The sequence below is a fragment of the Ideonella sp. genome (assembly GCF_044358605.1).
Lineage (GTDB): Bacteria > Pseudomonadota > Gammaproteobacteria > Burkholderiales > Burkholderiaceae_C > Ideonella.
Map to the genome: position 1 here is coordinate 1 of NZ_JBIKNQ010000095.1, position 9528 is coordinate 9528.

The 9528-nt window shown below is 60.7% G+C and carries 6 protein-coding genes; 4 read left to right on the forward strand and 2 right to left on the reverse strand.

What is annotated here, in order from left to right:
• Window positions 1–422: 422 nt before the first annotated feature.
• The 4 genes from ACIQ3Q_RS21560 (at window position 423) to ACIQ3Q_RS21575 (ending at window position 7234) form a co-directional block, all read left to right on the forward strand.
• Entirely contained in the window at window positions 423–2846 is a 2424-nt protein-coding gene (locus tag ACIQ3Q_RS21560) for an alpha-amylase family glycosyl hydrolase (protein ID WP_396271294.1), read from the forward strand.
• Window positions 2847–2914: 68 nt separating this feature from the next.
• On the forward strand, window positions 2915–5458 hold the full coding sequence (locus ACIQ3Q_RS21565) for a glycosyltransferase (RefSeq protein ID WP_396271295.1): 2544 nt from the start codon (window positions 2915–2917) through the stop codon (window positions 5456–5458).
• Between the two features lie 13 nt (window positions 5459–5471).
• A complete protein-coding gene (locus ACIQ3Q_RS21570; RefSeq protein ID WP_396271296.1) occupies window positions 5472–6539 on the forward strand; it encodes a hypothetical protein in 1068 nt (355 codons plus the stop codon).
• 17 nt (window positions 6540–6556) lie between these two features.
• Window positions 6557–7234: a sulfotransferase family 2 domain-containing protein gene (locus ACIQ3Q_RS21575; RefSeq protein WP_396271297.1), complete on the forward strand. Its 678-nt coding sequence runs from the start codon at window positions 6557–6559 to the stop codon at window positions 7232–7234.
• On the opposite strand, the gene rfbD is transcribed toward ACIQ3Q_RS21575, so the two are convergent.
• Complete coding sequence (rfbD, locus tag ACIQ3Q_RS21580; RefSeq protein WP_396271298.1) at window positions 7231–8124, reverse strand: dTDP-4-dehydrorhamnose reductase; 894 nt, start codon at window positions 8122–8124, stop codon at window positions 7231–7233. The genes ACIQ3Q_RS21575 and rfbD overlap by 4 nt on opposite strands.
• A 430-nt stretch (window positions 8125–8554) precedes the next feature.
• Window positions 8555–9337, reverse strand: coding sequence for a hypothetical protein (locus ACIQ3Q_RS21585; protein ID WP_396271299.1), 783 nt, complete (start codon window positions 9335–9337; stop codon window positions 8555–8557).
• Window positions 9338–9528 lie beyond the last annotated feature (191 nt).

Below are 9528 nucleotides of genomic sequence, written 5' to 3' on the forward strand. Positions count from 1 at the left end.
TACCAACAGCGGCGCCAGCTCTGCCGGGCCTTGCAGCCGGTACAGGCGGGTCTGGTCTTGCAGCAGGCGTGCTAACGCACCAACGATGGAGACGAGGCTCACGCGAGGGGTCCCTTGTAGTGTTTATAACGGTTCATCTGCGGCCCCTGGCGGCCACTCTAGAGGATGCTAGCAGAGCAGCAATGTCCCACCCCACCCTCCGATGGGGTGCCTGTCGGGGGAGTCAGCAAGCTGGCGCATGTGGCGCTGGGCGCCGATACAGAGGCCCGCCCCACCACACTCAGACACAGATGTGATGTAGTTTGCATACAAGACACCTTCAAACTAGGGACATACACCGCGCAAATGATTCTGTTTTGGTAGCCTCCTCCTTCAAAGAGTATGTTGTTTCACTACACACCTAACTGACAGGAGACTTTCGCATGCATGTCCGTCGGACGACGTCTTGGCGTCTATTGGCCACCTTGAGCTGCGCGTTGGCATTGGTGTCCATGCACCCAGCTCAGGCACAAGCGCCCAACTTCAAGTCCACCAACCAGTTGGGATCGGCCTCTGAGATCAACAGCGTCACCCAACAGAAGGCGGCCGTGTTTCGCGTGTATTCGGCCAACGCCACACGCATGGAGGTCTGGCTGTATCGCAGCAGCTTCGGCGCCAATGAAGTCGCGCGTTATGAAATGAGGCCCATCGCTGGCAAGCCCGGCTACTGGCGCCGCGACGTGAGCTTTACCGAGCTGCAAACCCTGGGCTTTACGCCCGACACCACCGCCATGTTCACCGACGTGATGTATGGCTACCGCGCGTGGGGGGCCAACTGGCCCTACAACGCCGCTTGGCACCCACGCACCAACCCATCGGCTGGCTTTGTGGCAGACGTGGACAGCAGTGGCAACCGCTTCAACCCCAACAAGCTGCTGTCAGACCCCTTCTCGCTTTACAACACTCACGACTACGCCAACCCACAGAACATCGATGGCGCCGTGTTTGCGAGCGGTGCGGGCAGCCGCCACCTGGACTCTGGCCCCCTGTCGCCCAAGTCCATGGTGGCCTCCGGCAACCTAGACGCTTGGCGCATCAATGTGGGCACCAAGCCCCAGCGCCCGATGACGCAAGACGTGGTCTATGAAGTCCACCTGCGCGGCTTCACGATGAACGACCCGAGCGTCCCCGCAGACAAGCGCGGCACTTATGCAGGCGCGGCCATGAAGGCGCAGTACCTGCAGTCGCTGGGTGTCACTGCGGTTGAGTTTCTGCCTGTTCACGAAACAGAGAACGAAGCCAACGATGTGGACTCGGGCAGCCGCTCCTCCACCACCACGGCAGGCGACAACTACTGGGGCTACATGACCAGTAACTTCTTCGCCCCCGACTCGCGCTATTCCTCCAACAAGGCGCCCGGTGGCGCCATCAAGGAGTACCAGGCCATGGTGAAGGCCTTCCACGACCGGGGCATCAAAGTCATTGCCGATGTGGTTTACAACCACACCGCAGAAGGCGGCCTGTGGAACAACACCGACCCGAGCAAGCTCAACATCTGGAACCTGCGCGGCCTGGACAACAGCACCTACTACCTGCTGGCCAAAGGCTCGCAACCCAACCAGTTTGACTACGACATCACCGGCACGGGCAACACGGTGAACACGCGTCACCCGGTGGTCAAAGACCTGATCCTCGACTCCATGCGCTTCTACATTGAGCGCATGGGTGTGGACGGCTTCCGCTTTGACCTGGGCATCGCATTGGGCAACAGCTACGACAACAACACCAACCCCAGCGACACCCAACGCTTCTACTTCGACCGCAACAACACCACCACGGCTCTGGCGGCCATCTCTGCCAAGTGGCCCAACCTGTTCCGCACCTCTGAGCCCTGGGGCTTGGCACCGGGTGGGCAAGGCTACCAACTGGGCAATATGCCTGCAGGCTGGGCCGAGTGGAACGGCGGCTTCCGCGACATCATCCGCCGTGACCAAAACGAGCTTGGCGTCAAAGCCATCTCGCTGCGCTCGGTCATCCTGCGCTTGTTGGGCTCGCCAGACCTCTACGCCGACGACGGCCGCAAGCCCGAGCACAGCGTGAACTACCTGTCTGTGCATGATGGCCTGACCTTGAAGGACGTTTACTCCTGCAACGGCAAGAACAACGCCCAAGCTTGGCCCTATGGCCCCTCTGACGGCGGCACCGACGACGAAGACAGTTGGGACCAAGGCACTGCCTCTGGCCAAGCCGTGCGCCAGCGCCAAGCCGCACGCACCGGCTTTGCGCTGCTGAGCATGGCCGTAGGCGTGCCCATGCTGCAAGGTGGTGACGAAGGCCTGCGCAGCATGAACTGCAACAACAACCCCTACAACCTCGACAGCACCGCCAACTGGCAGTCTTGGCAGCTCAGCGCCGAACAAACCGCCTTCTTCAACTTCAGCAAGGGCATGCTGGCCTTCCGCAAGGCGCACCCGATCCTGCAAACCAACAGCTACCTGGGCATCAACACCGATGGCAATGCCAATGGCCTGAGCACCGTGGACATGTTCACCAGCGACGGCGCTTGGACGGCCTGGAGCAACAACCATTGGGACCGCACCGACCAGCAGGCCTTCATGCTGCGCCACGACGGCACCGAAGCCGGCACCAACACCATCTTGACCGCCTACAACGGCTGGACGGACCAGATCAACTTCAAGCTGCCCTGGCCGGGCGCCGGTAAGTCTTGGCACCGCGTCACCGACACCGCCGCATGGAACGAGTTTTCTGCCACCCCTGTCGATGTGGCGGCCTCCGTCAACATTGGCGGCGAGAACGTCAACTACGGCATTGCGGGCAGGTCCCTGGTGATCTTCATCGCCAAGTAAGCCAGGCCAGACGAGTGGGGGCTCTACAGTGAGCCCCCATTGTTTTTGAACCACGCGGATCAAGCAGTATGAACGCGCCAGCAACCCCTCGGCACTCACCCATGCCGGGTGCAGTGGACATTGCCACGCCAGACGCGCTGGCGGGCTGGGCTTGGGACCCCGCCAACCCAGACGCGCCCGTGGAGGTGGAGGTGCTCGATGGCGACACCCGCTTGGCAGTGATCAAAGCTGACTTGTTGCGCCCCGATCTCGTGAAGTTCGGGAGTGGCGGCTGCCGCTATGGCTTTCGGATTGCGCTGGGGCGCACGCTCTTGCCTCTAGCCAGGCACACCTTGACCGTGCGCCGCATGACGGACGGCGTAGAACTTGCCAAGTCACCAGCCACCATCATCCGCCCCATTGCCCGCTTAGACGAAAGCGTACAAGCCTACGTCGCAGAGCGCATCACCAACGAGCTAGAGCAGGCTCAAGCGCCGGATCACTTAAACGACGCCCTGCGCTTCTTGGCGGCGCAGATGGCACGCCTGCTGGAGTGCCAAGCACAGTTGCGCCCCCAGGTGGACGAAGCACAAAGCCAAGCCAGCGCAGCGGCTGCTGAGTTGCTAAACGGCATGGCCCTGCCCCAATGGTTTGGCCTTGTGGGCCAAACCCTGGCGCAGCACTACCCGCCCCTGCTGCTGCCCCCGGTGCCCCAGCACCCGGATGTCAGCATCATCATCCCCGCCTATGGCAAGTTCAAGCTCAGCTACAAGTGCATTGCCAGCATCCAAGCGGCATTGCCTGAAGCCAGCTTTGAAGTCATCTTGGTGGACGACGCCAGCCCCGACGAAACCCTGTTGGCCCCGCTGGTGTTTGGCGGCACCGTGCGCGTGCTGCGCCACCCCAGCAACCAAGGCTTTGTGGCGGCCTGCAACCTGGGCGCACAAGCGGCCCAGGGTCGCCACCTGCTGTTCTTGAACAACGACACCCTGGTGCAGCCCGGTTGGCTGGATGCATTGCTTGGCACCTTCCGCAGCGTGCCCAAGCTGGGCGTGGTGGGCGCCAAGCTGCTGAATGCCGATGGCAGCCTGCAAGAGTCTGGTGGCTTGATCTGGCGGCTGGGTGATGGCGCTAACCTCGGCCGTGGCGCTCATGCGGACGAGCCCCGCTTCAACTACCTGCGCGATGTCGATTACGTCTCTGGCGCCGTGCTGATGCTGCCGCGCGAGCTGTTCCAGCAACTGGGTGGCTTTGACCCCGAGTTTGCCCCCGGCTATTACGAAGACACTGACCTCTGCTTCCGCGTGCGGCAGGCGGGCTACCGGGTCATGGTGCAGCCCACCGCCGCCGTGGTTCACCTTGAAGGCCAAACCTCTGGGCGCGATGTGGCTGGCACCGGCATGAAACGCTTTCAGGCCATCAACCACCGCAAGTTTGTGCGGCGCTGGGCTGGTGTGCTGAGCCAGCACCGCCTCAGTGGCGACCAGCCCGAACGCGAAGCCGAGCGCAGCGTGCGGCAGCGCGCGCTGTTTGTTGACGACGTGACCCTGACCCCAGACCAAGACGCGGGCTCCAACGCAGCGCTGGCCCATATCCTCTCTTTGCAGCGGCAGGGCTACAAGGTGAGCTTCATTCCGGCGGACAACATGGCCTATGTGCCGGCTTACACCGCGAAGTTGCAAGCCATGGGCGTCGAATGCCTTTACGCCCCCTTTGTGCGTGGTGTGGAGGAATATCTGCGCAGCCTGCAAGTGCCCCTCGATGTGGTCTACCTGCACCGCCACAGCAATGCCACCCGCTACACCGGCTTGGTGCGGCGCTTTCAGCCCCAGGCGCGAGTGGTTTACAACGTGGCCGACCTGCACCACCTGCGCATGCAGCGTGAAGCCGAGTTAAGCGGCAACGCCGAGCTGGCCGCAGCCGCCCAGCGCATGCGCCAAGCCGAGCTGGGTGCCGTGCAAGGCGCCGATGCCACCATCGTGCACAGCCAGCACGAACAACGCCTGCTGCAGCAAGCCTGCCCCGCGGCCCAAGTGTGCGTGGTGCCGTGGAGCTATGCCCTGCGCCCAGGCCCCACCGCACACGCCCAGCGGCGCGGCGTGATGTTTGTGGGCGGCTACCGCCACCGCCCCAACGTAGACGCGGCCAAGTGGCTGGTGCAAGAGGTCATGCCCTTAGTGTGGGCCGAGCTTCCTGGCCTGCCTTGCACCCTGGCAGGCAGCCACATGCCTGCGGATGTGCAGCAACTGCAAGGGCCTGATGTGCAAGCCGTAGGCCAGGTGGCAGACCTGAGCCCGCTTTATCACCAACACCTGTTGGCGGTGGCGCCCCTGCGCTGGGGCGCAGGGCTGAAGGGCAAGGTGCTAGAGGCCTTTGCGCATGGCACCCCCTGCGTGATGACTCCCACCGCCTCGGAAGGCGTGGCGCTGAGTGGCTATTTGCACCAAACCTTGGTGGCTGAAGACGCCGCCGGCCTGGCTGCGGTGATCGTGCGGCTGCACCAGCATGCAGATGACGTGGCGCATTTGGCCCACTTAGGCGAGGCCATGATCAACCAGCACTACAGCCCCAGCCGCCTAGACACGGCACTGGCCAAAGCCCTGCTGCCCCCAGCTGCAGCCCCCGCCACCTGAGAGGCCCCACGCTGTGAGCCGCCCGCGCCTTGTTTTGCACATTGGCCCGCACAAAACGGGCACCACCTATTTGCAAAGCCGCTTGCTGCGGCACGCAGACGCGCTGCGTGCCAGGCAAGGCCTTAACTATGTGCAAGCAGGCCTTGGCCCGCAGTATGGGCACCACAAGCTGTGTGCCGAGCTGCGCCACACCGGCCCTGCAGAAGCTTGGGCAGCAGCGGCGCAAGAGTGGGCGCAATACCCCTGCCACATCGTCTCGTGTGAAAACTTTTCTCGCCTGCCTGAAGCAGCTGTGGGCACCTTGGCCGGGCTGCTGGCCGGTTTGGATGTAGAGCTGTGCTACCTGCTGCGCAGCCCCGAGGCTTTGCTCTATGCCATGTGGCAAGAGCAGGTTAAGCATGGAAGCACACTGAGCTTGCCCGAGTTTTTGGCACCGCACTTGGCGGAGCCAGAGTGCAGCAAGCTGCTCAACCCTAGCGTGCTGCTTGCGCCCTATCTGGCGGCCTTTGAGGGGCGCTTGCGCTTGCTGAGCTACGACGCTATTCGCGCCAGCGGCGAAACCCTGGTCTCTGCGCTGTTTGCCAGCCTAGCGTTGGGGCCTCCCCCCGCGGTGAACAACGCAGTAGAGAACAAATCTATGCGCCTAGAGCGCGTGGAGACCCTGCGTGCATTGAACGCCTGGGAACAAGGCCAGCAGCCCCCAGGGCAAGACTCGCCCCACCGCCGCGCAGATGGGGCGCTGTTCAACACCCGCAGGTTTTTGGAAGTAGCCAACCAAAGCCCCAGTTGCTGGAGCCGCTTGCTTGAAGCCCAAAAGGCGAGCCTGGCCGCGCCGCCCCCCGACCCGCTGCGCCTGCTGGCCGTTCACCAGTTGCGCCAGCAGTTTGTGGCCCAGCACGCCCAGGCCTGCGTGGGCCCTTGGCCCAGCACCGGGGTGGCGCCACCCAACTACAGCGCCAGCCTGCAGAGTGTGCAGTCTGATTGGCTGCTGCGCCCGGGCGTGCCCCAGGCCTTGGCGGAGCTGGCAGGCCTTGTTCGGCAAGCTGAGCAAGAAGGCTTGGCAACCATTGCCCCTGCTTAAACAACACCCCCACTGCCATGTGCATCATCAACACCACCCACGGCTTTGTGTTTGTTCACATCCCCAAAACAGCGGGCACCTCTGTCAGCCAAGCCTTGGCCAAGCATTGCGGCGTGCTGGACTTAGAGCTGGGCGGCACAGCCTTCGGAGAAGCCATCCAAACGCCTTACTTGCGGCGCCACGGCTTGCGCAAGCACTCCACCGCCCAAGAGATACGCGAAAGCATTGGCGCCCAACGGTGGGCCAGCATGAGCAGCTTTGCGGTGCTGCGCGATCCCGTTGAACGTCTTGCCTCGGCCTATCGGTTTTTGAAGGGGTGGAATTCGCCCCTCAACACATCCCGGGTGCACATGCTGGCCCTGCCCACCTTCACAGACTTTGTGGCCTCTGGCCTGTGGGAACAAAGCGATGGCCTGGACCAAATGTTCAGGCCGCAGGCCGCCTGGGTGCTGGGGGCCAATGCAGAGCCCTTGGTGCAGCACCTGATCCCCATGCATCAACTCAAGTCGGGCCTGCTGAAGGTGCTGAGCCAAGCAGCACCGACCGTGGATTGGCAAGCCACCGTTGACGGCATGGGCCACCTCAACCCCAGCAAGGCCGAGCCCATGGGCTTAGACGCGCCGCTGCTGCAACGCTTGAAGCGGCGCTATGCGGTGGACTATGACTTGCTGGCCAAAGGGCCGCAGAGCGCTTAGCCGCCCGTCTCTTGCAGCATGCGCAAAACGCCTTGCTCCCAGGAAGGCAAGCGCAAGCCAAAGGCTTTTTGCAACTTGGCCGTGCTTAAACGGCTATTGAGTGGGCGGGCAGCGGGCAGCGGATAGGCCGTAGTGGGGATGGGGCGAATGGCCTCTGCCGCCACCCTGATGGGCTGGCCATTGGCCCGCGCCCATTCAATGACATAGCGGGCGTAGTCGTACCAACTTGTCTCGCCCCCGGCCACCAAGTGATACAGACCACCCAACTCGGGCCGCAGTGCCAAGGCACGTACAGCATGGGCCGTGACATCAGCCAACAGCTCGGCGCCCGTGGGGGCGCCAATTTGGTCGTCGATCACGTTCAAGGCATCGCGCTCTGCAGCCAAGCGCAGCATGGTCTTGGCAAAGTTGCCGCCCCGCGCCGCATAGACCCAACTGGTGCGAAAGATCAGATGCTGGCACCCACTGGCCTGCACCAATTGCTCGCCTTCCAGCTTCGTGGCGCCATAGACGCTGAGTGGGCTGGTGACCGCCTGCTCTTCCCGAGCGTGGGTGCCTGAGCCGTCAAACACATAGTCGGTGCTGTAGTGCACCAAGGTCGCACCCAAGGCTGCGGCCTCACGCGCTAGCACACCGGGCGCAGTGGCGTTGATGGCACGCGCCAAGTCTGGCTCACTTTCGGCTTTATCTACTGCAGTGTGCGCTGCGGCGTTCACGATCAACTGCGGGCGCGCCGTGCGCACGGTTTGGGCCAGGGCTTCAGGCTCTGCAAAATTGCCATGCAGCTCAGTGCTGTCGTGGTCCAGCGCTACCAGCTCGCCCAAAGGCGCCAAAGCGCGTTGCAGTTCCCAGCCAACTTGGCCGCCTTTACCCAATAGGAGAATTTTCATATATAGCATTTCCACATGGCACGAAGACAGCGGTACTCTATCAATAAACTCTGGTCTTTGACAAACTACAGAGAAGGGACGACCCGCATAAAACGTTCAATTGTTTGACCGACGACCAAATCGGGTTTGAGAAATTCAATTTCTTCAGGACTCATCTCGGGACTCCAAATGAAGTGAAACTCTGAGAATATTCTTGCGAACCACCACGATAATGATGTCGAATCACCACCCCTCTCAAAAAAGGAGTTGCCGAATACAAGTACCTTCATTTGAATAGGTGCAGCAGGACAGCGCCACGATCGCCTTATCCCTATCCGACCTTCTTTCGGATCAACCGAATTTATCACCTCAGGCTCACATCGCTCACCGTCTGAACTGATAATACTTTTGGCAATGAAGAATTTTTCCTTGTCAATCGGCAAATTTTCAGCTAAGAATTTTTTGACAAATCCCCCCCGGAGTGGGTACAAAGAAAATCATGCGCCGAGAAATTCAAATGCAGCCCTAGCCTATTTATTACTCCAATGACCATGGCTTCGGCGCCTCTGTGCGCGAGGTGGGAATCAAGCAATCGGTACGCACAAACTGGATCCTGTAGAGCATCGAATGTTGCTGCGCCGTCGATAACATGCTGGGGTAATTCCGCCTTCGAAAGCCCAACCACCTTGCGCCAAAGCCCACTAACGCCGCTTACAGGGAAAGGCGCTAAGTGGCTACAAATCGATGATTTCTCTGGTATGAAAAGCTGAATATATTTTGCACCAATCCTTGTCGCTCGTTCAATCCGTCTATGCATCAAGTCTCGCCAAGCAATAGCTACTTGTTCAAAATTTTCCGCAGGCTCCAAATATATTGAAGCTAGACTATTTGTTCCACCATAAACGAACAGACTGCCATTGTGACCAACAATAGCCGCACCATCAGCCGATACTAGGCCCACCGCTCTTCTGCCAGAGATATCATCTGGATGTATTTTGAAGGCATTTGAAATGGATTGCAGCGCTGTTGGTTTCACGAATTCCAAAGCTCTTACAGAAAAATCTGAAGCTGCCTTTTCCAAGTGCGCCGCGCAACGAATGAATTTGGCAAGCGGAACCCGAAGTGAAGTGCCACCAATCGCCGCCTCAAGAACCAAATCACCGGACGCCAAATCAGAAACTGAGCAATCGATGCCGCTGACAATCTTGAAACCACTTTTCTCCGGGTCTGCCACGAGATCGCTCCTATCGTAGTTAGCAGATCCCAACCCAACGACATTGCCACGAAGGTAGAGGGTTAGATGTCAAGCCCCGGGAGATCATTCACACGTTTTGTGAAGAGCTTGGGGTGTGAGGCGTGCCATTTTTTCAGGGCCTCGATGGGGGTCTGGTGGTTGAGGGCGCGTTGAGGAATTCGATGGTTGTA